The organism is Tateyamaria sp. (assembly GCF_059783535.1).
In genome coordinates, this window is sequence record NZ_JBYNDP010000022.1 from 6993 (window position 1) to 28596 (window position 21604).

The following is a 21604-nucleotide window of genomic DNA, read 5'->3' on the forward strand; positions in this document are numbered from 1 at the left end:
AAGAATGGGCGCAGGTCGAGAATGCCGCACAGGACTTCTGGGAAGAGATCGCCGCCGAAAGCGAGACAAAGCGCAAAGTGGTCGACATCTTCAAAAAGTACAACGCCGACATGGTCAAAGCCGGTCGTCCTTACCGCTACGGTTAAGCAAACTGCATGGGGGCGGGTCGAACCGCCCCCTTCACCAAGATGAAAGAGACGCACATGCCGGGATTGTTGAGCTTTGATGACCTCAAGTCGAAGGTCGAAGACGGATCCATCGACACCGTTCTGCCCTGTTTTCCGGACATGCAGGGCCGCCTGATGGGCAAGCGGTTCCACGCGGTGAACTTCGTGGAAACGTCGTTCAAGGAAACCCATTGCTGCAACTACCTGCTGGCCACGGACCTCGAAATGGCCACCCCAGACGGCTACGCTGCATCAAGCTGGGAAGGTGGCTACGGCGATTACATCATGGCGCCTGATCTTGGCACCATCCGTCTGGTCCCGTGGTTGGACGGCACCGCCATGGTCCTGTGCGACATCCTGGATCACCATACCCACGCGCCGGTGCCGCACGCCCCGCGTCAGGTTTTGAAACGTCAGATCGAGCGGCTGAAAGCCCTTGGCTACGACGCGATGATGGCGACCGAACTGGAGTTTTTCCTGTTCGAACAGAGTTTCGATGACATCCGCAAGGGCGGCTTCCGCGATCTGGCCCCGATCAGCGGCTACAACGAAGATTACCATATCCTCCAAACCACCAAGGAAGAGGGCGTGATGCGCCCCATCCGCAACCATCTTTTTGCCGCCGGACTGCCCGTTGAGAATTCCAAGGGTGAGGCCGAGGCCGGTCAGGAAGAGCTGAACATCCGCTATGCAGAGGCGCTGGACTGCGCCGACCATCACACGATTGCCAAAAACGCGATCAAGGAAATCGCGTGGCAACAGGGACATGCCGCGACCTTCCTGCCCAAATGGGACCACACCAAGGTGGGCAGCTCGTCCCACGTTCACCAGTCACTCTGGAAGGATGGCACCCCGGCATTCTATGACCCGGAAGCCGCCTTGGGAAAATCCAAGCTGATGGACCACTACGTGGCGGGCCTGATCGCCTATGCGCCCGACTACACATTCTTTCTGGCCCCCTACATCAACAGCTACAAACGCTTTGCCAAAGGCACGTTCGCTCCGACCAAGACTGTCTGGTCCGTAGACAACCGCACCGCTGGGTTCCGCCTATGTGGGGACGGCACCAAGGGTGTCCGCGTGGAATGCCGCATCGGCGGCAGCGATCTGAACCCGTATCTGGCCCAGGCCGCCATGCTGGCAGCGGGCATCAAGGGCATCGAAGATCAGATGACGCTCGCACCGCCAACCACCGGCGACGTGTACGACGCGGCTGACGCACAGGACATTCCGCAGACATTGCGCGCTGCGACCGAAACGCTACGCAACTCGGCCTTTCTAAAGGAAGCGTTTGGCGAGGACGTTGTTGCCCACTACACGCGCTGCGCCGAGTGGGAACAGGAAGAGTACGACCGCGTGGTGACCGATTGGGAAATCGCCCGTGGCTTTGAAAGGGCCTGACGCATGATCCGTTGCATTTCTCCCATTGATGGTTCGGTCTATGCCGAGCGCCCCACACTTTCTGCTGACGCAGCACGCGTCGCCGTCGCCCGTGCCAAGGCGGCACAGGCCGAATGGGCAGCGCGCCCGTTGGAAGACCGTATTGCCCTTGTGCAAGCCGGGGTCACGAATGTGGGCAAAATGAACGACCAGATCGTGCCCGAGCTGGCCCACCAGATGGGCCGCCCAATCCGCTACGGCGGCGAGTTTGGCGGCTTTGACGAACGCGCCAGCTACATGGCCAAAATCGCACAGGACTCGCTCGCAGATATCGAAGTCGAAAACAGCGACAGCTTCCGCCGTGTCATCAAGCGGGTGCCGCATGGCGTGGTTCTGGTCGTGGCACCTTGGAACTACCCGTACATGACGGCCATCAACACCGTGGCCCCTGCACTGATCGCGGGCAACACGGTCATGCTGAAACATGCCAGCCAGACACCCCTTGTTGGGGAACGCATGGCACAGGCCTTCCATGATGCAGGCATTCCAGAGGACGTGTTCCAAAATGTCTTTCTCGACCACCAGACAACATCCGACCTGATCGCCGCACGATCCTTCGGCTTCGTGAACTTCACCGGCTCGGTCAGCGGCGGGCAAGCGATTGAACGGGCGGCAGCCGGCACCTTCACTGGCATCGGCCTGGAATTGGGCGGCAAAGACCCCGGCTATGTCTGTGACGATGCAGATCTGGATGCCGCCGCAGATACGCTCATTGACGGCGCCATGTTCAACTCGGGCCAATGCTGTTGCGGGATTGAACGTATCTATGTTGCTGAACAGCACTTTGACACCTTTGTCGAAAAGGCCGTTGCGATTTTGCGTGGATACAAGCTGGGCAACCCGCTTGATCCCGACACCACACTGGGCCCCATGGCGCACAAACGCTTTGCCGATGAAGTGCGCGCCCAGACGGCCGAAGCGATTGCGGATGGCGCAACGGCCCATATCCACCTCTTTGTCGAGGATGACGGGGGCGCCTACCTGACCCCGCAGATTCTCACCAATGTGACCCATGACATGCGGGTCATGCGCGACGAAAGCTTTGGCCCCGTGGTCGGCATCATGCCGGTTAAGAACGATGCCGAGGCGATCAAACTGATGAATGACAGCAATTTCGGTCTGACCGCATCCATCTGGACCCGCGACACCGCGCGCGCCGAAGCCATCGCAGACCAGATCGAAACTGGAACCGTTTTCATGAACCGCGCGGACTACCTTGACCCCGGGCTGTGCTGGACCGGCTGCAAAGACACCGGACGCGGAGGGGGTTTGTCGGTCATCGGCTATCACAACCTCACCCGTCCCAAATCCTTCCACCTGAAAAAGGCCTGACGCCATGTCCCTGACTGCAAACTGGTCATACCCCACCGCAATTCGTTTCGGCGCAGGGCGCATTGCCGAGATTGCCGACGCCTGTTCCGCTGCGAATATCAAGAAACCGCTGCTCATTACGGATCGCGGCCTGGCGGATATGGAGATCACGACCAGAACGCTTGATTTGCTTGAGGCTGCGGGCCTTGGGCGCGCCCTCTTTGCAGATGTCGATCCGAACCCGAACGAAAAGAATGCCGCCGCAGGCGTTCAGGCTTTCAAGGATGGTGGGCATGATGGCGTGGTCGCCTTTGGCGGTGGCTCCGGCCTCGATCTGGGCAAGCTCGTTGCCTTTCTCGCGGGACAGACGCGGCCCCTTTGGGACTTTGAAGATATCGATGACTGGTGGACCCGCGCTGACGCAGATGCAATCGCCCCGATCGTGGCGGTGCCCACGACGGCAGGTACCGGATCAGAGGTTGGTCGCGCCTCAGTCATCACCAATTCCGAGACCGAAGAGAAGAAGATCATCTTCCACCCGAAATTCCTTCCGACCGAGGTGATCTGCGACCCGGAGCTGACGGTTGGAATGCCCAAGTTCATCACCGCTGGCACCGGCCTTGATGCCTTTGCGCATTGTGTCGAGGCGTTCTGTTCACCCCACTACCATCCCATGTCACAAGGCATGGCGCTTGAGGGTATGCGCCTGGTGAAAGATTACCTTCCACGCGCCTATGCCGACGGCAGCGACCTCGAAGCGCGTGCCCACATGATGTCCGCCGCTGCAATGGGTGCGACGGCATTCCAGAAGGGGTTGGGGGCCATTCACGCCCTATCTCATCCCATCGGCGCCATGTATCACACGCACCACGGCACCACGAATGCGGTCTGCATGCCCGCAGTCTTACAATTCAACAAGCCCGCGATCTCCGGTGTCATCGGACAGGCTGCGAACTACCTGGACATTGCGGGCGGCTTTGACGGCTTCTGCGCTTTTGTCGATGAATTCAACACATCGCTTGGAATTCCCAAAACCTTCACCGAAATGGGGATCACCGGCATTGATGTTGACCGAGTCGTCGCCGGTGCGCTGAGCGACCCCAGTACCGGTGGAAATCCAGTCGAGATGACCGCTGACAACACACGGCAGCTTTTGTTGGCTTGTATATAGGCAATACAAAAAGCGTTGTTGGAATCCCCGCAAATAGGCGAACGCGAAGCTCAGGGCTTGTAGCTAAAAGGTGACGAATGCAGATCGGATGCATGAGACCAAAACGATCACACCCATTTCAAATGGCAATTCTTCTTCCAACTCGCAGCATCGTACAATGTGCGCTCTCCTTCCTCTTTTGTCACATTAAGCAACCGTCTGAGGCATGTTCCTGACAGGTCTTGATGTGATGCGAGGATAGGCTCTGACCGAAACCTAGGCATGAGGTCAATATGCACATCATTCTCGGTGGAACCGGACGGGTCAGTTCGGCAACGGCACGTGCCTTGTTGGGCGCAGGTCAGAAAGTCACGATTGTCTCGCTCGATAAGGATCATGGCGCCGCATTGAAACAGGACGGCGCGCAGATCGCCGAGGTAAATATTCGCAATGTCGATGCGCTGCGAGACTTTTTCCGAACCGGCCGACGAGCGTTTCTGCTCAACCCACCAGCTAACCCTTCGGGCGATACGGATGAGGAAGAACGCGAAAACGTGGCCGCCGTCAATTCGGCACTCGAGGATTCAGGGCTTGAAAAGCCGTAGCGCAATCAACTCACGGGGCTTTTGACGGCGAGTGCTGCGGCGATCTCACCATCCTGCAAGCGTTTGAGCAAGCGCTGCAGAAGCAGCCAATCCCAGCCGCAATCAACAGGGGCGGACACTACATGAGCAACCGGGCGGGGATGGTTGAGCCAGTGAAAGTTTCCGGAATGCTGCCCAGTTTTTTGCCAGCCGACATGTCCATCACCATGGTGGCGCCTGACGATTTAGGAGAGACCGCCGCGCGGCGTCACTTGTCTGGACCTGAAGACGTGGGCCTCAAGCATATCGAGGGGACGGAGCGATACACGGCGAACAATGCCGCCTCCGCGTTTGCAACAGCAATTGGTCGCAACGTTCAGGTTCAAGAGATTCCGCGCGAGGCTCTGGAAGAGACGTTCCGTAGCTTCGGATTTTCGGATGAGGCGGCAGCTTCGTATGCTTGCATGACCCGCCGGATGATCGACGGCAAGACGGATACGGCACATGAGCCGGTTCGCGGTAAGATCACGCTGCAGAGCTACATAACTTCGACCCTAGATTGAAGACCCCCACACACTGTGATCTGGCAAGTGGCCGGAATGGCGCCCTTGGTGGCCACCGGGCGTGCTGCAGCATTGGACCACGTATTGTTTGGCGCGTTTTCTGAAGGGAGCACGTCAATTTTCAGATCGAAGCAGCGCTTGCCACCCATCGAATTGAGACAAGAACACATGACCATTGAGTGAACTGAGCAGGTGAGATTGCTTTGACCGGCCCAACACCGGTCCTTTGACCTCGGACAAGTGCAGGCCGACGTCCCTACTACGGACCTGAGCATTGATTGCCATCAGAGTTTCGAGGGCGGAGAAATCAACCTCGTTCACCGCGGAAGACATCAAAATCACATGCCGAATTTCCGTATCATCTTTCAATGCGCTTCGATAATGTCTTGAAGAAAGCGGGCGTTGATGAAGTAGAGGCTTTCATCGACCCTCAACGTTACGACCTTTGAGTTGGTTTCGACCTTGTGCCGGTGAATATTCCGAAAATGCTGGGTGCCAGGGACAAGCCCGACTTCTGCCACTTGGGGGCGCGCTGTTTTGAAGAGGTGCAGCAAGACCGACACGACGACACCCGTCGCCACGCCAACCTCAACCCCAGCCCGAGCGTCAGCAGGATCGTGGCCGCAACGGCCATAAAGTCGGATCTGGAATAGTTCCACGTCGTACGCAGAACCGACAAGTCCACGAGGCTGAGCACCGCGACGATTATGGTCGCTGCAAGTGTCGCAGTTGGCAGGTAGTGTATCAGCGGGGTCAGCGCCAAAGCGGCAATCGCCAATCCGATGGCGGTGTAGGCGCCCGTCACAGGTGTTTCCGCACCCGCATCATGGTTCACGATCGACCGGGCGAATCCACCTGTGACCGGACAGCCTCCTGTAAAGGAGGAACCAATGTTGGCGGCCCCAAGCCCGATCAACTCCTGATCAGGATCAATGCGCTGACCTTTCTTGGCCGCAAGGGTTTGCGCAACAGAGACCGATTCAACAAATCCGAGAACGGAGATCAAAAGTGCTGGGACCAACAGGGCCCTTATGAGATCGGGCGACAGTCCGGGGAGTGTGAAGGGTGGCAAGCCTTGCGGAACGTCACCGAAGATCTGCTCCCCTGCAGCCTGCAGGCCAAACACCCAGACAGTGAGCATTGTGACAACGAAGACAACGAGTACGGGACCGGCCTTGGTCACAGTATCTGCGAGCCTGACCAATGCGCCAAGCGACTGCGCAAGGGGTTTCAGCCCGATGCGGACCCAAAACAGGGACGCCGCTCCTGACAGGCCAATGATCGCTGCTATCACATTGGCCTCGTGCAGATAGGCATAGAGCGACCAGCGCATTTCGAGCAGCGTGTGGCCGTGTGCGTTGATGCCAAGGATGTGCTTGAGCTGGCTCGTGACGATGAGGATACTAGAGGCTGTAATGAAGCCGGAGATGGCCGGGTGGTTGATGAAGTTTGCAAGAAAACCGAGCCTGAGCAGGCCCAGAAGCATCAGGATCCCGCCAGAACGAAGCGCGAGCGTAAGAGCTGCGGTAGCGTAGCCGGCTGTGCCTTGTTCGGCAACCCGCCCGGTGGCCGACGCTGTCAGCAACGACACCACGGCCACCGGCCCGACAGCCAACGCGCGACTGGTGCCAAGGACAGCGTAGAGCAGGATCGGCACGATAGAGGCATCAATACCAGCCTCGGGCAGCAACCTAGCCAGCAACGCGTAAGCCAGCGACTGCGGGATCAGCATGATGGTCACGATCAACGCGGCTACCAGGCCGTTCGACAGCGCCTCCCGGGTATAGGTACGACCCCAGTCAAGGATGGGGAAATAGTGTTTCAGGCGCATGAGCCTCGCTCTTTCGCAAGCATATGCAGGTGGGCCAGTTTCAATCTGGCCGCGATATGCCGCACACGCAGGTCGCACTCTGACTTGAACACATCCCGCTTCGGGACATCAGCCTGTTGCAGGGACTATGCCACCGTTTGCGATGCGGTCCGCTACTGCACCAACGTCGTAGCCTGCCGCTGCCGTGGCGGCGAGAATGTCGGACGGAGCGGAGACACCCGCCGCCTGGAATGCCCATAGCACCGCCGAGCGCGTACCGGTGCGACAGTAGGCCAGCGCCGGGTTCGATCCCTCCTTAAGCGCTGCCGCAAAGGCGGTCACGTCGTCATCATTGATCTGTCCAGGTGTCACTGGAATGGCAAGCAATTCGAGCCCAGCCGCTTTCGCAGCGGCTGCAACGTCAGCAAAGCGGGGCTGGCCTGTCTCTTCCCCGTCGGGGCGGTTGCAGATGATTGCCTTGAAGCCTGCTGCCTTGATCGCTGCCATATCCACGGGATGGATCTGGGATCTGACCGTCAGCGCGTCGGTGATCCTTTTCATATCCATCTGAGGCGTCCTCCTTTCGGCGCTACAACGCGTTGACCGGTACCTTGAGCACCGGATTACCATCCGCATCGGTCGGCACCTCGCCCGCGCGCATATTCACTTGCAGCGACGGAATGATAAGTTTGGGCATATCCAGTTGCGCATCGCGTTCGGTACGGAACTTGATGAATTCGCTCTTCGTCTTGCCGCCGCCAACGTGGATGTTGTGAGCCTTCTCTTCGCCCACTGTCGTTTCCCATGCGATATCTCGGCCACCCGGTCCGTAATCGTGGCACATGAACAAACGCATGTCGTCCGGCAACGCCAACACCTTCTGGATGCTATCAAAAAGCTCGCCCGCGTCCCCACCGGGAAAGTCCGCTCGTGCCGATCCGCCGTCTGGCATAAACAGAGTATCACCGACGAATGCTGCGTTGCCTATGACATGCACCATGCATGCCGGGGTATGGCCGGGCGTCGCCATTGCAAAGCCCTGCATGTTGCCAACTTGATAGGTATCACCGTCCTCGAACAGCGCATCGAACTGGCTGCCATCGCGCTGGAACTCGGTGCCCTCGTTAAACACCTTCCCGAACGTGTCCTGCACAACCATGATTTTTGACCCGACGCCGATCTTGCCGCCCAGCCTGTCCTGGATGTAGGGCGCTGCACTCAGGTGATCGGCGTGGACGTGGGTTTCGATGATCCACTCCAACTTACCACCCATCTCGGTGACACGCGCGATCATTGTGTCTGCATGCTCGGAGGTGATCCGCCCGGCGGCGTAGTCGATATCCATAACGCTGTCGATGATGGCGCAAGCACTCGAGGTCGGATCCTTGACGATGTAGCTGATCGTGTTGGTGGCTTCGTCGAAAAACGCCTCGACCAGCGGTGTAGTATCCATGTCCACGGGATAGGATGTCATGCGATGTCCTCCGATGTGCATGTGTTGGTGGTGTCAGGGCGCGACCTTGTTTGGTGTGATTAGTGCGAGCAGTCGGCGCAGGCCGAACCCGGCAACCACGGCCACCAGGAACAACGCAACCTCCCACCGCCCGGTGCCAAGGGCCGGGATGGCAGCGCCAGGACAGAAGCCCGCGATCCCCCATCCGATGCCGAACAACGCCGACCCGCCGACAAGTTTCACGTCAATCTCGCTGCTTGTGGGCACTTGAAACCGCCCGCCGAACAGTGGCGCGTCACGCCGCCACACCAGCCGGTAGCCCACGAATGTCACGAGCAAAGCTCCGCCCATCACAAAGGCAAGGCTAGGATCCCACGTGCCGGCGAAGTCGAAAAAATTAAGCACCTTGGCCGGGTTCATCATTCCGGACAGCGCGATGCCGATGCCAAAGACAATCCCAGTGGTCAGCGCAAGAAAGAGTTTCATGGCTTACCCTCCCAACACGTGGCGGATGACAAAAACGGTGACTGCAGCCGTCGCCATGAACGTCGGCACAGCCACCAGAGACCGGATCGACAGGCGCGAAAGACCACAGACCCCGTGTCCAGAAGTACAGCCGGACCCGAGGCTTGCGCCAAGCCCAACAATCACCCCGCCCACAACGATCATCGTTGGACTGATCGGTACGTTAAGCTCGGGCATTTCGCCCGTGGTGGCCCAGATCAATCCGGGCGCGAGGACCATCCCCACAATCAACGCGAGGCGCCACGACAGCTCCTGCCGGTCCTCGAAGAACACGGCGCCCGACAGGATGCCCGTTGCGCCAAAAACACGACCGAGCCCCAGCATCAATAGGACAGCGGCAAGCCCGATGACCAGTCCGCCGCCAAATGACGCGATTGGCGTGAATGCTGTTTCCATATCAGCAGCCCCGGCAGGTCCTGAGCCCAAAGATCGAATAGATCGGGCACATCTTCAGCGTCGATGTGGCCAGCATGACAATGCCGATCGCCGCAGCACCAAATTTGAACAGAGGCGCTGCAAAGAGCGGCAGGCCACTCAGAAATGCGAGGTACAAAAGACCAACGCCCAAGCAAGCGCGAACAATGCGGTCAGCAGTTCCAACATTCACAGTCATGACAAGTCCTCCGGTACGTTCATTCTACTCCCAGAATACCGGCTCAGTTCCCACACTTCAGTGATATTGTCACCAAACTGGAAAGGATTTCCCGGGTTCAGGTGCTGTCTGCAATCGCGCGTAGACCATCACGCTCTTTTAATGTGATGTGCCCACGCGTCTGCTGGATCAGCCCGCGTTTGGAAAAGTCCTGCAACACGCGCGAGATGACCTCGCGTGCCGTACCAAGTTCACTAGCAAGCTGTTGGTGTGTCGCGGAAATCTGGGCGTTGGTCCCAGCCAGTGCGATCAGTCGTTCCGCCAGTCGCACGTCGATGCGGCCAAAGGCGACATCATCAACCACACGCAACAGATCAATCAACCGGCGCGAATAGGCCGCAAATACAAAGCTGCGAAATGCGGGTTCTTCGGCGACCAACCGATCAAAGGCGAGGCGCGGCAGGACCACAGCCACAACATCTGTCTCCGCCGTGCCTTCGGCGTTGTACGCCTCCTCGGCTAACATGCAGGCGGTCGTCAGAACGCAGCTTTCCCCGGCCTCAACGCGGTAGAGCACGATGTCCCGGCCACCCTCGGATGATTGCGACACACGGATGGTGCCATCAACCAAGAACATGAGGCTGTCTGGAATATTATCAGGGCTGAAAACCGTCTTGCCTGCTTGCAGGCGCACAGTGCGCGCGCTGTCCAAGAGCCGGTCGCGCACCGTACGCGGCAAGGCCGCCGTACCCTGAAAGCGTTCTGTCCAATCGCCGATGCCCATCGTTTCATGATCCCCGTGTTCGGTGTTTGCACATACTTATGCACGTCCCCGCTTGCGATATGGCCCATGCCACAGCGTCTTGCCATAGAAGATAAATACATTAATATTCGAATATAAGAATTAAAGGGAGGATTCTATGCACCAGACGCGTCGCTCGTTTCTGCAAAGTGCGGCTGCAGTTCCGCTTGCATGGGTCTCGCCTCGCATTGCCTGCGCCGACGTATCCCTTGGCTCCGCGACCCTCACCACCGTCAGTGACGGCAGCTTGACGCTGCCTGGCAGTTTCATCTTTGAACCAATGCCCAAGGACGAACTGGCACCGATACTGGCGGATTACAGTATCTCGGACGACCAGTTGACACCGGAATGCAACCTCGCGCTTTACCGCGATGGAACAAATACCGTCCTCTTCGATGTGGGCTCCGGCCCGGACTTCATGCCAACTGCGGGCGCTGTACTCGATAGCCTAGCTGCAGCCGGGCTCACGCCCGAGGACATCACCCACGTCGTGTTCACGCATGCGCATCCAGATCACATCTGGGGTTTGCTCGACGAATTTGACGAACCGCTGTTCTACGACGCCACCTATATGATGGGCCGGGCCGAGTGGGACTATTGGTGGGACCCTGAAACTGTGAACGCAATCGGCGACGCGCGCGCCGCGTTTGCCGTTGGAGCCAAGCGCCGGATGGAGGCGATCGAGGACAGCGTGCAGCTTTTCGACGACGGGCAGGAAATCCTGCCCGGCATCGCCGCTGTTTCGACACCCGGTCATACCCCCGGTCACATGAGTTTCGAGCTGCACAATGGATCAGACAGCGCGCTGGTCATCGGTGACGCCATCGGCAATCACCACGTGGCCTTTCGCAAGCCGGAATGGATCAGTGGTTCGGATCAGGACGGCGCCATGGCCGCAGCCACGCGCAAGGTACTGTTCGACCGGATCACGGCCGAGCAGATGCGGATTGTCGGCTTCCACCTGCCGCAAGGCGGCATGGGCCGCGTGGACACGGATGCAGAGAGGTACGTGTTCGTGCCGGGTGACGCATGATGCGCTGGCTGTTTCTTTTTGTGGCACTCATCCCCCTGCCCGCCCGCGCCAGTGAGGATATCGCGGACCAGTACCCCGGCTCGATGCTCTATTCCAAACCGGTGGAGGTCATCCCGCATGTCTGGTCCGCCATCGGGGCCACTGCCCCACCGACTTTCGAGAACAGTGGCCATAACAACAACCTCAGCTTCATCGTGACCGGCGACGGCGTTGTCGTGATCAATGGCGGGGCGGCTTACCTTTTGGCCAAGACACTGCATGACGAGATCAAGCTGATCACCGATCAGCCTGTGAAACTCGTCATCGATGAGAACGGCCAGGGCCACGCGATGCTCGGCAATTCCTACTGGGCCGAACAGGGCGTGCCGATCCTCGCGCATGTCGATGCCGCGCACGAGATCGAGGAAAACGGGCACCGTGTCCTTGAAGGCATGAAACGCTACAACCGCGACAAGGCCGAGGGCACCTATGTCGCACCGCCCACACAGACGTTCGAAGATCGGGAGATCATCGAGATGGGCGATTTCACAATAGAGGTGCTGCACCTTGGTCCGGCGCACGGCCCCGGCGACACGCAGGTCTGGCTGCCTGAGCAAAGCCTTGTGATCGCGGGCGACATGGCCTTTCACGAACGGATGCTGCCGATCTTTGCCGACACGATGACGGCTGACTGGATCGACACATGGGAGTGCTGTTTCGAGGCACTGAACGCCACCTACGTGATCCCGGGCCACGGCCACCCCACCAACATGGATCAGGTGCGTCGCTACACGCGTGACTACCTTGTCTACCTGAGGCAACAGATCGGCACGCACTTGGATGCGGGAGGTGACTTGGCTGACGCCTACTATGTCGACCAGTCGCCCTACGCCCATCTTGACACCTTCGAGGAGTTGGCCACCAAGAACGCGGGCCGCGTCTATGAACAGATGGAGTTCGAATAAGGCCTTCGCATTTGCGATGGGTCAAGGCGGGCACGCGGCAACGCTGGCACACCACACCAAAGACAACGGAAACAGGAGCGGATGGTGCTGGAATCCCTGATCGACCGGTTCGGTGATCCGGCATTGATGTGCGGGGCTGGCCTTTTCGTCGGGCTGCTGTTCGGGGCTGCGGCCCTGCATTCCAGGTTTTGCTTGCGCGCGGCTGCTGTCGAGGTGTCAGAGGGTGCGCCCGGCCCCCGCCTCGCCGTCTGGTTGGTGGCGTTCTTTGCCGCATTGGTCACTGTACAGGCCACGATCCTCACCGGCGCACTTGATATCAGCGACGCCCGCCAACTGGCGACAACGGGCAGCCTGTCGGGCGCAATCATTGGTGGGCTGATGTTCGGTTCAGGCATGATCCTTGCCCGCGGGTGCGTCAGCCGACTTCTGGTTTTATCCGCCACGGGGAACTTGCGGGCCATCATGACGGGGCTTGTCGTGACAATCGTGGCGCAAGCCGCGCTCAGCGGCGCGCTGTCTCCGGTGCGGGAAGCGCTCGCTCTGGTGTGGACCGTTCCCGGCGGGTCTGCCCGCAGTATCGCGGCCATGATGGGAATGGGATTGTCCGGACTGACCGCCGTTGCCGCGGTGGCCCTTGTGGCATCCGTTGTCTTTGGCCGCCTGCACCGCGTGCGCTTTTCAGAACTTGCTGCTGCTGCCCTTGTCGGCGTCGCCGTCTGTATCGGGTGGGCGGCTACATATGCCGTCTCTCAGGTGTCGTTCGAGGTGATCGCGGTACAGTCTGTCACCTTTACCGGCCCTTCCACCGACACGCTCATGGCGCTGGTGGCTGCCCCTGACGTGATCCCCAGCTTCGGCCTGGGCCTTGTCCCGGGTGTGTTCGTTGGCGCCCTTCTTGCAGCACTCATCAAGGGTGAGGCGCGCGTTCAACGCTTTGACGCAGATACCCCGATGGAGCGCTATCTGGTCGGCGGTGTCCTCATGGGCTTTGGCAGCATGCTAGCGGGCGGCTGCGCGGTCGGCGCGGGTATGGCGGGCGGGTCCATCATGGCGCTGACGGCGTGGGTCGCGGTCTTCTGCATGTGGCTGGGCGCAATGATCACGCATCGTTGGATGACGTCACGCGCCCAACGGGTTCAATCAGCCTAAGCGGCTCTACTGCGCGGCTATAGGTCGCCGCGCGAGCTGACACTGGGTCCACAAATCTTCGAGGGCTGCCACCAACCGGTCTACATCCTCTTCGCTATGCACAGGCGACGGCGTGATGCGCAACCGTTCTGTCCCCGCGGGGACAGTTGGATAGTTGATGGGTTGGATGTAGATCCCGTGGTCTCTGAGTAATGTATCCGAGATGAATTTGCACTTCACCGGATCGCCCACCATCACCGGGATGATATGGCTTGGATTATCGATATGCGGCACGCCAATCGTATCCAGTCGTTCGCGCACTTGGGCAACACGCGCCTGCTGGGCCTCACGCTCGGCGGCACTTTGTTTCAGATGCCGGATGGATGCGGCGGCGCCGGCTGCCACAGCAGGCGGCAAGGCTGTTGTAAAGATGAACCCGCTGGCAAAAGAGCGCACGAAGTCGCAGAGCTCGGTCGACGCGGCGATGTATCCACCCATGACACCAAATGCTTTACCCAACGTCCCTTCGATTACTGTCAGACGATCCATCAGCCCCTCACGCTCGGCCACACCACCACCGCGCGGACCATAAAGGCCCACAGCATGAACCTCGTCCAGATACGTCATGGCGTTGTATCGGTCGGCCAGGTCACAGATCTCGGCAATAGGTGCGATGTCACCGTCCATGGAATAGACGCTTTCAAACGCGATCAATTTGGGGGCATTGGCGGGCAACGCCGCCAGTTTCGCTTCCAGATCGGCCAGGTCATTGTGCTTCCAAATCACCCGCGCGGCTTTTGAGTGCCGGATACCCTCAATCATTGACGCATGATTGAGGGCGTCAGACAGGATTGTCAGCCCGGGGATACGAGCGCCCAACGTGCCAAGCGTCGCCCAGTTTGACACGTAGCCAGAGGTGAAGAGCAGCGCCGCCTCTTTCCCATGCAGATCTGCCAGTTCTGCCTCAAGCATTACGTGGTCGTGCGTTGTGCCCGAGATATTGCGCGTACCACCGGCCCCAGCGCCGGTACGGTCAAGCGCTTCGTGCATGGCCTCCAGCACAACGGGGTGCTGGCCCATGCCCAGATAGTCGTTGGAACACCAAATCGTCACCTCGCCCGGGCCGTTGTGGCAGGTGGCTGCAGGAAAGGCACCGCGGTGGCGCTCAAGCTCTGCAAAGTCGCGGTAGTTGCCACTGTCACGCAAGGCGTTCAGCTCGGACCGGAAAAAATCGGAGTAGTTCATCAATTCTCCACGGCGTCCGCGACAATGTCGGCCAACAAGGCCTGCACTTTCTGCATCTCGCCTTGCGGGTACTCACGGTAGCCAATCATGACGCCTTCCGCTCTTTCGGCCACGAAGATGCCATAGGGGCAATGCGCAATGTTCATTGGATCGACTTCCATCACCTCTCGTGACACCACGGCTGAGCAGAAGATGAAGATATCCGCCTCTTTGAACAGCTCCACATCGCTGCCAACATCCGCACCTGTACGGTTCAGCATCTCACCAGTGTGGCTGACATAGTCGATCACGAGACCTTTGCCGACAATTGCACTTTCCACAGCAAAGGCCGCGTCATCAAAACTGCCTTCAAAGGGCACGGTAATTGCAGTTTCGGCATGGGCAGCAGTCGCAAGGCCCAACGTGATGGCAAGAATAGTTCTTTTCATCTTATCCTCCTGATCATACCGTAAAACTACGTTGATGCGCGCGCGGGGCCTTGAGATGTATCAAGGCCCCGCCGCAATCTCAGACAGCCGCGCCGAACATGTCGGCGGTGATACCTGCGTACCAACCTTCAGATTCCTCGTAGGTGGCTTTGCGCACGTCCGAGGTTTCGCCGGTTTGCGAGATGAACCCGTCCACCTTTGCGATCTTCTCTTCGGTCGCTTCATATGTCGCGCCAACCTTCACGCCATCATTGGTTTCAATCAGTGACCAGCACGTGTTCGAGAATTTGGCCGGGAACACCTTGGACCCTGTCAGCGCGCCGCGTACGGCGTTGGCGCACACCTTGGCCTGGCTGTTGGCCGAGAAGCCGGATTTCGGCATGTCACCCTGCTGGCTTGCGTCGCCCAGCACGTGGATGTCTGGGTCGGCCTTGGACGACATATCAGCCGCATTGACGGGCGCCCAGTTGCCGTCGGTCACGCCTGCAATTTCGGCAATTCGGCCTGCTTTCATCGCGGGGATGACATTGCAGACATCCACCTTGGTTTCTTCGCCGTCGATCGTCACCGTCATCGCTGCGGGGTCCACGGACACTTCGCCACCGCCGAAGTCTTCGCCGACCCAGTCCACCATTCCGGCGTAGTGGTTGTTCCATCCTTCCTGGAACAGGGCCATCTTCGAGAATTTGGGCTTCGGGTCGGCTACGATGATCTTGGCCGTTGGGTTGTTGACCTTGAGATAATGCGCCACCATAGATACGCGCTCGTATGGTCCGGGTGGGCAACGATATGGGTTTGGCGGGGCAACCATGGCAAAGGTGCCTCCCTCGGGCATTGCCTTGAGCTGTGCCTTTAGCAATTCGGTTTGGGACCCGCCCTTGTAAGCGTGGGGCATGGCGTTCTGTGCGCTCAGATCCCAACCGTCTACCGCTCCGTCGACAAAGTCGATGCCGGGCGACAAGATCAGCTTGTCGTAAGGCAGGCTGTCACCACCGGCGAGCGTGACAGTCTTGGCATCGCGGTCCACGCCCACTGCCCAGTCATGCACGACATTCACGCCGCCTGCGGCCAGACCACCATAGCTGTGGCCCAAATCGTCCATCTCTTTGAAACCGCCCAAGTAGAGGTTCGAGAAGAAGCAGGTGTAGTAGGTGCGCGTGGGCTCGATCAGGGTGACGTCCACATCGCCCTTGCTATCCTTGGCGATGTAGCGTGCTGCTGTAGCCCCGCCTGCCCCGCCGCCGATCACCACGACGCGGGGCTTGCCCTGCGCACGCACCATAGGTGCGGCAAGGGCCGCAGCCGCGATGGCAGATGTTCCTAGAAAGGTCCGTCTGTTAAAAGTCATTTTAGTTCTCCTCCCAATGTCGCCTCAGTTCTCGAGGTCTTTGAAATATGCGGCGAGTGCCGCGATCTCTTCGTCGCCTAGCCGCCCGGCAATCATTTGCATGACCGGGTGGTTGCGCTTTTTGGTCTTGTAGGCGTGCATGGCGACAACAAACTGATCCTCGGGCCAGAGCGTGATGGATGGTATGCCCTCATCGCTGCCGGCTGCCTGATGGCAGGTGGTGCATTCACCGCTCAGGTAGGCGCCATATTCCGGGTCACCCTTGAGGGCGAGGATGGCGGGATCAAGGTCATGGTCCACTGCCTGTGCTGTCGGGTCCGCCTCGGGAATGTCAGCGGGGTTGTCTGAGAATTGGCGCAGATACACGATCAGATGCGCGCGATCCTGCGGGTCCTTGACCCCGCGAAAACTCATGCGCGTGCCACTGGTCATGGCGCGCGGGTTTTCCAGAAACACATCAAGTGTTTCGGCGTGCCATTCGAGGCCACCGGCTCCAGCGCGCTGGAAGCTTTTGGAATACTTGAAGTCATCCAGACTTGCCGCTTTTCGTCCGAACAGGCCGTTCAGATGCGGGCCGCTCCGATGTTTGGCCCCGGCGCCCACTTGATGGCAGCCCTTGCATTGCTGAAACACCTTCTCGCCCGCTTCCGCGTCGCCTGTTTCGGCTTGGCAGGGCAGTGCCATCACCCCAGCAACGGCGAAAGGTGTCAGGTATCGAAACACGCGCACCCAAATCACTCCGCAAAGCTCGCGAGATACGCGGTGATGGCGTCCAGATCCTCGGCCTTTTTCAAACCGGCAAAGGCCATCTTGGTGCCCTTCATGTAGGATTTGGGTTTGGCCAGGAAGGCGGACATTTCCTCGGCGGTCCACACCTTGCCCTCGGCATTTGCCTCGGCAAACACGCTTGAATACTTGAAGCCTTCGACCGATCCTATTGTGCGGCCAATGATGCCATTCAGCTGTGGACCCACCTTGTTCTGGGCCCCGTCCCCCACGGCGTGGCAGGCCGAACATTTGCGGAACACTTTTTCACCGTGTTTAAGCAGCGCATCACCATCGCTGGCCGCGGCGACATCCGTTGTCACTGGTGTTTCTGCATCCACAGGTTTTGGTGCAGCCGCAGGGATGAAGGACGGGCCCGCAGCAGTGAAGGATGGCAAGTCTTCAACCGATGCTGGGTTCATGACTGAATTCGACCCACCCTCGGGTGGTGTTTCCACAAGAAAAACCGATCGCATGGTGATCTCCACCTCGTCCTTGCAATTCTCCATGCAAGGCTCGGCGCTCCAGGCGGTATATTCCGCCTCTGCACGGTCGTCGACGATGAATCCACCTGCATTGTGCATCTCGACGTCCATGAACGTCTCGCGGCTCAGCACGAAGTCATCATCCACCATGTCATTGGAATAAAGAATGTAGGCGACGATGGCGTATGTCTCATCGTTTGTCAGTGTCCCTGCCCCGCCAAAAGGCATGGAACGATGGACGTAGTCCCACAAGGTGGACAGGTACGGCCAGTAGCTGCCCACAGTCTTGACCGGATCCTTGTCGGCCAAGGTATCAAAGCCACCGGCAAGTACGGGCCAGTTGTCCACGCCTTCGGCAAAGTCGCCGTGGCACGATGCACAGTAGTCGACAAAGACTTCTTCTCCGGTCCACACATCGCCGCTGCCTTCTGGCAACCCGCGCCCATCGGGCAGAATATCAACGTCCCAGGCGGCAATCTCTTCGGCATGGGCCGCGCGACCCAATCCATACCGCCCTTCAATCTGCGGAGCGGGTTCGGCCAGCGTTCCGACGGCAACCTGCTTGGCGGCCGCAGCTTGTATTTCAGCAACTTTCTGTTCCAGCTCCGTTGCCCGCGCAGCCTCGGCCCTAGCAGTTTCGGCAGCGCTGCTTGCTTGCGCCGATACTTGTTCAACCCGCGTCTCAAGCGTGTCGATCTTGTCGGCGGCATAGTCGCGGTTCATCAGACCGAATGCCGCGCCAAGAACAAGGGCAGTGCCCCCAAGCGCGGGAATGAGGAAATTAGGAGACTTCGACATTCTCGGCGATCCCTTCTGCGTTCACGTACCAGGTCTGGATACAGTTGTTGTGGTAGACGGAGTTTTCGCCGCGCTGGTCGCGCAACTGTTCCTTGGTTGGCTGCACATAGCCGGTCTCGTCCATGGCGCGTGACTGCAGCAGCATCGGCGCGCCATCCCAATCCATGTCCAGGTAGAAACGAGTGAGCGCCTTGGTGTCGCCCTGCTTGCCCAAACGGGCGGTGTTCCAAGTGATGCCGCCATCCTTCGACACGTCGACTCGCGTGATCTTACCATGGCCAGACCAGGCAAGGCCGGAGATGACCAGAGGCCCTTTGCCGTGTTTGATCGGCATTTGTGGGCTGGGCGAAGTAATGACGGATTTTGCATCCATCTCCCACGTCCATTTTCGGGCGGTGCCGTCCTCCAGCACGTCGGTGTACTTGCTGGTTTCCTCGCGGCTTTCCACGGCCATGTCAGTCACTTCGATGCGGCGCAGCCACTTGACCCACATATTGCCTTCCCACCCCGGCACGACGAGGCGCACCGGATACCCGTGCTCCATACGCAAGGCCTCGCCGTTGGCCTTGAACGCGACAAGCACGTCGTCCAAGGCTTTCTCCATCGGGATGGACCGCCCGTTTGAGGACGCATCAGCGCCTTCGACATACACCCATTTGTCGGCGCTCATGTCGGCACCCGCCTCTTTCAGCAGGGTTCGCAGCGGCACGCCGGTGTATTCCATGTTGTGGATCATGCCATGGGTGAACTGTACGCCGTTCAGTTGCGCGCCCGCCCATTCCATGCCCGTATTGGCGGCGCATTCGCAGAAGTAGACGTGGTTTTCACGCGGGAAACGTTCCAGATCGTCATAGGTGAAGACGAGTGGCTGATCGACCAACCCGTTGATCATCAGGCGATAATCAGGTTTGGCAAGTTCGATCGCGCCCGAATGGTGACGTTCAAATGCACAACCCTGCGGCGTGATCGTCCCCTCAAGGGCGTGGATCGGGGTAAAGTTGATAGACGAGATGGGCGAGGCGGTCAGCCATTCCACATTGCGGCGCACCACGTGGCTCTCAAAGCTGATCGGCATGCCATAAGGCGTCTCGTCTACACCGACGCCTGTGTAGCTGGCCCAGTCCTGCAATTCGGTGATCAGCGGATCGGGCCCACTCGCCGCCGCTGCGCCGGCCATCGACCCTGCGGCCACTGCAGCGGAACCGCGAAGGAAGGCCCGCCGGGATGGTTTGAAGCTCTCATCCATGGTCTAGATTTCCCCTGATTAAACGCCGGTCACGACGACGCTGTTGTTGTCCTGATTGACGGTCACGTTGCCCATCTTGGCGATATGGCTTTCCACCACGTCCCAGATCTGCGGCCCTTCGGTGTCTTCGTTGACCGAAGCCCAGCCGGCGACCACATAGGACCGCGTCGGATCAATCGCTTCACCGGTCTTGAGCAGTGTCATATTGCTGATGCGGCTGCCCTGCGGTTGGCCGACATCTATGTGGTAGCCAAGCCCGCCCGTGCGAACCATATCGCCGCCTTGCTGGTAGTAAGGGTCGGGGTTGAAGATGTTGTCGGCCACATCCTCGAGCACAACCTTCAGGAATTCGCCGGTCATTTCCGTGCGATAGGCTTTGCCATAGGTCATTGAGGTCACATTGAAAATGTCTTCGCGTGTGATGTCCTGACCCGGGATCAGAGACGGGCCCCAGCGCACGCCAGGGCTGAGCGCGATCTCGGCATCCCGTTCGCTGAGTAGCGCATCACAGATCAAGTCATCCCACGTACCGTTGAAGTTTCCACGGCGATAAAGAAGGCTGTCGGTCTGCCCGATCACTTTGGACATTTCTGCCTCGAATGGCGCGCGCTGTTCATCAATCAGCGCAGCCATGTCTGCATCGGGAGTGATCACATCGGAGAAGATCGGGATCAGCTTTGACTTGTATCCCAATACCCGACCGTTCCGAATGTCGAGGTCGATGCGGGTAACGAACTTACCGTTCGAACCAGATGGAAAGATCAGCGTGTTGCCCGACAAAACCGGCTCGGGCAGAGCATCATGGGTGTGGCCAGACAGGATCACGTCAATGCCAGTGACCACGGTTGCCATCTTCTTATCCACGTCGAAACCATTGTGGCTGAGCACGACAACACATTCAGCCCCTGCCGCGCGCACCTCGTCCACCATGGCCTGCATGTTCTCGTCCCGGATACCAAAGGCGTATTCGGGGAACATCCAGCCGGGGTTCGCGATGGGCATGTAGGGGAACGCCTGACCAATGACGGCGATCTTGGTGCCGCCCCGTTCAAACATCTTGTAAGGCGGGAACAGGTCAGTTGGCTCATCCCACTCGACATCAAAGATATTCTGGCCGAGCGCCGCGAAGGGAAGAGACTCCACGAGCTCGGCCACCCGCTCGGAACCCAGTGTGAATTCCCAGTGGAACGTCATCGCGTCAGGCTCAAGCGCATTCATGACATTGACCATGTCCTGGCCTTGGGTCTTGAGGCAGGTGTAGGACCCGTGCCACGTGTCGCCACCATCCAGCAGGAGCGCGTCGGGACGGTCGGCGCGAATGGCTTTGACCACCGTTGCAACGCGGTCCATGCCACCCACACGCCCATAGGCCTGCGCCAGGGACGAAAAGTCACCCGAGCTCAGCGCGTAGTGTGAAGGCGAACCATCGTCGATCCCGTATAGTTTTCGGAAATCTGCACCGGTCACGTGGGGAACAGCCCCCTTATTGCCCCCTACTCCGATATTGACAGAGGGTTCGCGAAAATAGATGGATTTCAGCTGCGCATGAATGTCCGTGACATGGATCAGCGACACGTTCCCAAAGGTGTCGAACTCCAGCAACTGGTCCTGCGTCAGCGTCTGCTGGGCCGCCACCCGCGCCCATCTGCCAAAGCCGGAGGCTCCAACCAGCGCAGACGCGGCCATCCCAACCTGAAGAAAATCCCTGCGCGAGATCATGATGCATGTCCTTTAGTACATATGCGTATGTTTGAATTAATACGCTAAAAAAAGGGGCGTCACCCGCA

At 59.1% G+C, this 21604-nt stretch carries 21 protein-coding genes and 2 pseudogenes; 9 read left to right on the forward strand and 14 right to left on the reverse strand.

The annotated features are described in order from the left end of the window. The 6 genes and pseudogenes from AC6RA8_RS06710 to AC6RA8_RS06735 form a co-directional block, all read left to right on the forward strand. A pseudogene (locus AC6RA8_RS06710) lies at nucleotides 1-146 on the forward strand (C4-dicarboxylate ABC transporter); the annotation flags it as partial. Nucleotides 147-203: 57 nt separating this feature from the next. Next, nucleotides 204-1568, forward strand: coding sequence for a glutamine synthetase family protein (locus tag AC6RA8_RS06715; protein ID WP_500351442.1), 1365 nt, complete (start codon nucleotides 204-206; stop codon nucleotides 1566-1568). Between the two features lie 3 nt (nucleotides 1569-1571). Further along, nucleotides 1572-2939, forward strand: a complete 1368-nt coding sequence (locus AC6RA8_RS06720) for an aldehyde dehydrogenase family protein (protein WP_500351443.1) — start codon at nucleotides 1572-1574, stop codon at nucleotides 2937-2939. 4 nt (nucleotides 2940-2943) lie between these two features. Then, complete coding sequence (locus AC6RA8_RS06725) at nucleotides 2944-4089, forward strand: iron-containing alcohol dehydrogenase (protein WP_500351444.1); 1146 nt, start codon at nucleotides 2944-2946, stop codon at nucleotides 4087-4089. 272 nt (nucleotides 4090-4361) lie between these two features. Then, entirely contained in the window at nucleotides 4362-4673 is a 312-nt protein-coding gene (locus tag AC6RA8_RS06730; RefSeq protein ID WP_500351445.1) for an NAD-dependent epimerase/dehydratase family protein, read from the forward strand. 194 nt (nucleotides 4674-4867) lie between these two features. Next, nucleotides 4868-5215 carry a hypothetical protein gene (locus tag AC6RA8_RS06735; protein WP_500351447.1) on the forward strand — a complete coding sequence of 116 codons (348 nt, stop codon included), beginning with the start codon at nucleotides 4868-4870 and terminating at the stop codon, nucleotides 5213-5215. A 114-nt stretch (nucleotides 5216-5329) separates the two neighbouring features. Here AC6RA8_RS06735 and AC6RA8_RS06740 read toward each other — a convergent pair. The 7 genes and pseudogenes from AC6RA8_RS06740 to AC6RA8_RS06770 all read right to left on the reverse strand — a co-directional run bounded on the left by AC6RA8_RS06740 (nucleotide 5330) and on the right by AC6RA8_RS06770 (nucleotide 10379). Beyond that, nucleotides 5330-7046 (reverse strand): annotated as a pseudogene (locus AC6RA8_RS06740) (SulP family inorganic anion transporter). A 108-nt stretch (nucleotides 7047-7154) separates the two neighbouring features. Beyond that, on the reverse strand, nucleotides 7155-7592 hold the full coding sequence (locus AC6RA8_RS06745) for a protein tyrosine phosphatase family protein (RefSeq protein ID WP_500351448.1): 438 nt from the start codon (nucleotides 7590-7592) through the stop codon (nucleotides 7155-7157). Between the two features lie 22 nt (nucleotides 7593-7614). After that, on the reverse strand, nucleotides 7615-8499 hold the full coding sequence (locus AC6RA8_RS06750; RefSeq protein ID WP_500351450.1) for an MBL fold metallo-hydrolase: 885 nt from the start codon (nucleotides 8497-8499) through the stop codon (nucleotides 7615-7617). Nucleotides 8500-8532: 33 nt separating this feature from the next. Next, nucleotides 8533-8964 (reverse strand): DUF6691 family protein, encoded by a 432-nt coding sequence (locus AC6RA8_RS06755; RefSeq protein ID WP_500351451.1) that lies wholly within the window; start codon nucleotides 8962-8964, stop codon nucleotides 8533-8535. Nucleotides 8965-8967: 3 nt separating this feature from the next. Beyond that, on the reverse strand, nucleotides 8968-9399 hold the full coding sequence (locus AC6RA8_RS06760) for a YeeE/YedE family protein (protein WP_500351452.1): 432 nt from the start codon (nucleotides 9397-9399) through the stop codon (nucleotides 8968-8970). Nucleotide 9400: 1 nt separating this feature from the next. Beyond that, nucleotides 9401-9616, reverse strand: a complete 216-nt coding sequence (locus tag AC6RA8_RS06765) for a YgaP family membrane protein (RefSeq protein ID WP_500351454.1) — start codon at nucleotides 9614-9616, stop codon at nucleotides 9401-9403. A 97-nt stretch (nucleotides 9617-9713) separates the two neighbouring features. Further along, nucleotides 9714-10379 (reverse strand): Crp/Fnr family transcriptional regulator, encoded by a 666-nt coding sequence (locus AC6RA8_RS06770; RefSeq protein WP_500351456.1) that lies wholly within the window; start codon nucleotides 10377-10379, stop codon nucleotides 9714-9716. Between the two features lie 136 nt (nucleotides 10380-10515). On the opposite strand from AC6RA8_RS06770, the gene AC6RA8_RS06775 reads away from it, so the two are divergent. From AC6RA8_RS06775 to AC6RA8_RS06785, 3 genes are all read left to right on the forward strand, one after another. After that, a complete protein-coding gene (locus tag AC6RA8_RS06775; RefSeq protein WP_500351457.1) occupies nucleotides 10516-11430 on the forward strand; it encodes an MBL fold metallo-hydrolase in 915 nt (304 codons plus the stop codon). Further along, on the forward strand, nucleotides 11430-12374 hold the full coding sequence (locus AC6RA8_RS06780; RefSeq protein ID WP_500351459.1) for an MBL fold metallo-hydrolase: 945 nt from the start codon (nucleotides 11430-11432) through the stop codon (nucleotides 12372-12374). Before AC6RA8_RS06775 ends, AC6RA8_RS06780 begins: the two co-directional genes overlap by 1 nt. A gap of 84 nt (nucleotides 12375-12458) precedes the next feature. Beyond that, entirely contained in the window at nucleotides 12459-13523 is a 1065-nt protein-coding gene (locus tag AC6RA8_RS06785) for a YeeE/YedE family protein (protein ID WP_500351460.1), read from the forward strand. 6 nt (nucleotides 13524-13529) lie between these two features. On the opposite strand, the gene hemA is transcribed toward AC6RA8_RS06785, so the two are convergent. From hemA to soxB, 7 genes are all read right to left on the reverse strand, one after another. Next, the gene (gene hemA / locus AC6RA8_RS06790) at nucleotides 13530-14747 is read right to left on the reverse strand and encodes a 5-aminolevulinate synthase (RefSeq protein ID WP_500351461.1); all 1218 of its coding nucleotides are present in this window, start codon (nucleotides 14745-14747) and stop codon (nucleotides 13530-13532) included. Further along, nucleotides 14747-15175, reverse strand: coding sequence for a DUF302 domain-containing protein (locus AC6RA8_RS06795; protein WP_500351463.1), 429 nt, complete (start codon nucleotides 15173-15175; stop codon nucleotides 14747-14749). The genes hemA and AC6RA8_RS06795 overlap by 1 nt, the downstream gene beginning before the upstream one ends. 79 nt (nucleotides 15176-15254) lie before the next feature. After that, nucleotides 15255-16523 (reverse strand): FCSD flavin-binding domain-containing protein, encoded by a 1269-nt coding sequence (locus AC6RA8_RS06800; protein ID WP_500351464.1) that lies wholly within the window; start codon nucleotides 16521-16523, stop codon nucleotides 15255-15257. Nucleotides 16524-16547: 24 nt separating this feature from the next. Further along, a complete protein-coding gene (locus tag AC6RA8_RS06805) occupies nucleotides 16548-17207 on the reverse strand; it encodes a c-type cytochrome (RefSeq protein WP_500351465.1) in 660 nt (219 codons plus the stop codon). A 50-nt stretch (nucleotides 17208-17257) separates the two neighbouring features. Beyond that, complete coding sequence (locus AC6RA8_RS06810; protein ID WP_500351467.1) at nucleotides 17258-18571, reverse strand: c-type cytochrome; 1314 nt, start codon at nucleotides 18569-18571, stop codon at nucleotides 17258-17260. Continuing rightward, nucleotides 18555-19817 carry a sulfite dehydrogenase gene (gene soxC / locus AC6RA8_RS06815; protein ID WP_500351469.1) on the reverse strand — a complete coding sequence of 421 codons (1263 nt, stop codon included), beginning with the start codon at nucleotides 19815-19817 and terminating at the stop codon, nucleotides 18555-18557. The genes AC6RA8_RS06810 and soxC overlap by 17 nt, the downstream gene beginning before the upstream one ends. An 18-nt stretch (nucleotides 19818-19835) precedes the next feature. Continuing rightward, complete coding sequence (gene soxB, locus AC6RA8_RS06820; protein ID WP_500351470.1) at nucleotides 19836-21536, reverse strand: thiosulfohydrolase SoxB; 1701 nt, start codon at nucleotides 21534-21536, stop codon at nucleotides 19836-19838. Nucleotides 21537-21604: the final 68 nt, after the last annotated feature.

Bases quoted from the DNA above. Each gene is read 5' to 3' on its own strand.
- AC6RA8_RS06730 (WP_500351445.1), top strand. From the start codon at position 4,362: ATGCACATCATTCTCGGTGGAACCGGACGGGTCAGTTCGGCAACGGCA.
- AC6RA8_RS06795 (WP_500351463.1), bottom strand. From the start codon at position 15,175: ATGAAAAGAACTATTCTTGCCATCACGTTGGGCCTTGCGACTGCTGCC.
- AC6RA8_RS06720 (WP_500351443.1), top strand. From the start codon at position 1,572: ATGATCCGTTGCATTTCTCCCATTGATGGTTCGGTCTATGCCGAGCGC.
- AC6RA8_RS06775 (WP_500351457.1), top strand. From the start codon at position 10,516: ATGCACCAGACGCGTCGCTCGTTTCTGCAAAGTGCGGCTGCAGTTCCG.
- AC6RA8_RS06735 (WP_500351447.1), top strand. From the start codon at position 4,868: ATGTCCATCACCATGGTGGCGCCTGACGATTTAGGAGAGACCGCCGCG.
- AC6RA8_RS06715 (WP_500351442.1), top strand. From the start codon at position 204: ATGCCGGGATTGTTGAGCTTTGATGACCTCAAGTCGAAGGTCGAAGAC.
- AC6RA8_RS06810 (WP_500351467.1), bottom strand. From the start codon at position 18,571: ATGTCGAAGTCTCCTAATTTCCTCATTCCCGCGCTTGGGGGCACTGCC.
- AC6RA8_RS06750 (WP_500351450.1), bottom strand. From the start codon at position 8,499: ATGACATCCTATCCCGTGGACATGGATACTACACCGCTGGTCGAGGCG.
- AC6RA8_RS06725 (WP_500351444.1), top strand. From the start codon at position 2,944: ATGTCCCTGACTGCAAACTGGTCATACCCCACCGCAATTCGTTTCGGC.
- hemA (WP_500351461.1), bottom strand. From the start codon at position 14,747: ATGAACTACTCCGATTTTTTCCGGTCCGAGCTGAACGCCTTGCGTGAC.
- AC6RA8_RS06765 (WP_500351454.1), bottom strand. From the start codon at position 9,616: ATGACTGTGAATGTTGGAACTGCTGACCGCATTGTTCGCGCTTGCTTG.
- AC6RA8_RS06745 (WP_500351448.1), bottom strand. From the start codon at position 7,592: ATGGATATGAAAAGGATCACCGACGCGCTGACGGTCAGATCCCAGATC.
- AC6RA8_RS06780 (WP_500351459.1), top strand. From the start codon at position 11,430: ATGCGCTGGCTGTTTCTTTTTGTGGCACTCATCCCCCTGCCCGCCCGC.
- AC6RA8_RS06755 (WP_500351451.1), bottom strand. From the start codon at position 8,964: ATGAAACTCTTTCTTGCGCTGACCACTGGGATTGTCTTTGGCATCGGC.
- AC6RA8_RS06800 (WP_500351464.1), bottom strand. From the start codon at position 16,523: ATGACTTTTAACAGACGGACCTTTCTAGGAACATCTGCCATCGCGGCT.
- soxB (WP_500351470.1), bottom strand. From the start codon at position 21,536: ATGATCTCGCGCAGGGATTTTCTTCAGGTTGGGATGGCCGCGTCTGCG.
- AC6RA8_RS06805 (WP_500351465.1), bottom strand. From the start codon at position 17,207: ATGGCACTGCCCTGCCAAGCCGAAACAGGCGACGCGGAAGCGGGCGAG.
- AC6RA8_RS06770 (WP_500351456.1), bottom strand. From the start codon at position 10,379: ATGGGCATCGGCGATTGGACAGAACGCTTTCAGGGTACGGCGGCCTTG.
- AC6RA8_RS06760 (WP_500351452.1), bottom strand. From the start codon at position 9,399: ATGGAAACAGCATTCACGCCAATCGCGTCATTTGGCGGCGGACTGGTC.
- soxC (WP_500351469.1), bottom strand. From the start codon at position 19,817: ATGGATGAGAGCTTCAAACCATCCCGGCGGGCCTTCCTTCGCGGTTCC.